This is a genomic window from Streptosporangium amethystogenes (assembly GCF_000721075.1).
Taxonomy (GTDB): domain Bacteria; phylum Actinomycetota; class Actinomycetes; order Streptosporangiales; family Streptosporangiaceae; genus Streptosporangium; species Streptosporangium amethystogenes.
The window spans coordinates 1-1,572 of record NZ_JOEQ01000118.1; the positions used below are offsets into that span (position 1 = coordinate 1).

A 1,572-nucleotide genomic window follows, 5' to 3' on the forward strand; every position below is an offset into this window, starting at 1 on the left:
CATCTACGGGCTGGGGCGTACCAGCGTCTGCGCCGAGCCGGGCGACTCGGGTGGCTCGTTCATCTCGGTGGACCAGGCCCAGGGGGTCACCTCCGGCGGTTCCGGCGACTGCACCTCGGGTGGTGTCACCTACTTCCAGCCGGTCAACGAGATCCTCACCGCCTACGGCCTGACCCTGCTGACCGACAGCACCGCCACCTCGTCGGGTGACATTTCCCCGGGCACCGTCCCATCGGGCAGGCAGGTCTGCGCCGGCTACCCGAAGACCTACACCGGCACGCTGAACAACGGTCGGTCCGTCTCCCAGCCGAGCCGGTACTACCGGGCCGCCGTCGCCGGCACGCACTCCGCCTGCCTGGACGGCGCTTCTACCGCTACCGGGTGGTCTCGGTGAGCGGCTCCGGCCCCTACACACTGAAGGCCAAGACGCCCGGATTAGGGTGGCGTTGCCCGTATCGCATGATCGATCTGTGGTGTGCGGCGTTCTCCCCCTCCTGCTGTGAAGGCCGAGGTCGAGGAGAGTCTCATGTCCCGCAGGCATGTCGTCGCCATGGGCTGCGTGCTGGCGGTCACCGCGCTCACCCTGACGGGTGTGCCGGCCGCGGCCGGACCTGGGGTGACGGGTGTTCCGGTCACCGCGTCCGTCTGGAAACCGCCGTCGGGCATGCTGGAGGCGCTCCAACGCGACCTGGAACTGACCAGGGAACAGGTGCAGGAACGCCTGGCCAACGAGATCCGTATGTCGAGGATCGAGGCAGGCCTCCGGGAGGCGCTCGGCGACCGTTTCGGTGGCTCGTGGCTGATGGGAACCATCGCGCAGACCCTCGTGGTGGCCACCACGGACCCCGCCGACCTCCCCACGATCGTCGCGGCGGGTGCCAGAGCCGAACTCGTCAAACGGTCACTGACCGAACTCGCCGGGCTCATCAGCGACCTCAACGTGAACCTGCCGGGAGACGGCGAGGGGGGCGATGTGCGCTTCGTCGACGCCAGGAACAACAGGATCGTCATCCTGTCCAAGAGCCCTCTGGCAACCGAGGATCTCGTGGAGGCCGTGGGGGCCGACTCGAGTGTGGTGAAGGTGGTGCCGTCCACCGAGCGGCCCCGGCTCCTCACTGACGTGCAGGGCGGCGACGCCTACTACATCGGCAGTTCGAATCGCTGCTCCGTCGGTTTCTCGGTGACCCACGAAGCCCAGGCGGGTTTCGTCAGCGCCGGTCACTGCGGTAAGGCGGGTGATGCCACCACCGGTTTCGACCGGGTGCCCCAGGGGGTCTTTCGGGCGTCGTCCTTTCCCGAGAACGACTACGCCTGGGTGGCGGTGAACGCGAACTGGACGCCCAGGCCGGTGGTGGGCAACGGCAGCGGCGGCACCGTGCCCGTCGCGGGTTCCAGGCCGGCTCTGGAGGGGGCCTCGGTCTGCCGGTCCGGTTCCACCACCGACTGGCACTGCGGCCTCATCCGGCAGTTCAACGCCAGTGTCACCTATCCCCAGGGCACCATCTACGGGCTGGGGCGTACCAGCGTCTGCGCCGAGCCGGGCGACTCGGGTGGCTCGTTCATCTCGGTGGA

At 68.6% G+C, this 1,572-nt stretch carries 2 protein-coding genes; both read left to right on the forward strand.

Annotated elements, in window-relative coordinates:
* Nucleotides 1–394 (forward strand): trypsin-like serine protease (locus tag IG98_RS54095; RefSeq protein WP_030926483.1); only part of this gene is annotated, 394 nt, incomplete at its 5' end.
* A 132-nt stretch (nt 395–526) separates the two neighbouring features.
* On the forward strand, nt 527–1,572 hold a 1,046-nt coding region (locus tag IG98_RS0143850), incomplete at its 3' end, for a S1 family peptidase (RefSeq protein ID WP_030926485.1).